We start from the raw sequence: 477 nt of genomic DNA on the forward strand, positions 1-477 counted from the left end.
GGTTTGACGCAGCCCCGGGCGCGGCGGGCTGCGGCGCGGCCGCCCGGGCCGTGCGCGGCAGGGTGACCACGAAGCGCGTGCCTTCGCCCACCTCGCTTTCCACGCGGATCACGCCGTCGTGCAGGCGCACCAGTTCCAGTACCAGCGCCAGGCCGATGCCGCTGCCCTCGATCGACCGGCCCACCGCGCCGGACACCCGGTGGAAACGCTCGAACAGCCGGGGCAGTTCATCCCCCGCAATGCCGATGCCGGTGTCGCGGATGCTCAGTTCCACGCCGCCGTCCTCCGCCTCGCGCACCGCCACCGCAATCGCCCCGGTGTAGGTGAACTTGAACGCGTTGGAGAGCAGGTTCAGGACGATGGTCTCCCACATGTCGCGGTCCACCGCCACCGGGAAGCCCAGCGGCGCGCATTCCACCACCAGCTGCAGGCCGGCGCCCTCGATGGCCGAGCGGAACAGCGAGGCCAGTTCGGCCG

General features: G+C 71.9%; 1 protein-coding gene. It reads right to left on the reverse strand.

Annotated elements, in window-relative coordinates:
* On the reverse strand, window positions 1–477 hold a 477-nt coding region (locus AC1DHL_RS29860; protein WP_478164344.1), incomplete at both ends, for a sensor histidine kinase.

This window comes from Variovorax sp. 10L426, from assembly GCF_056395305.1.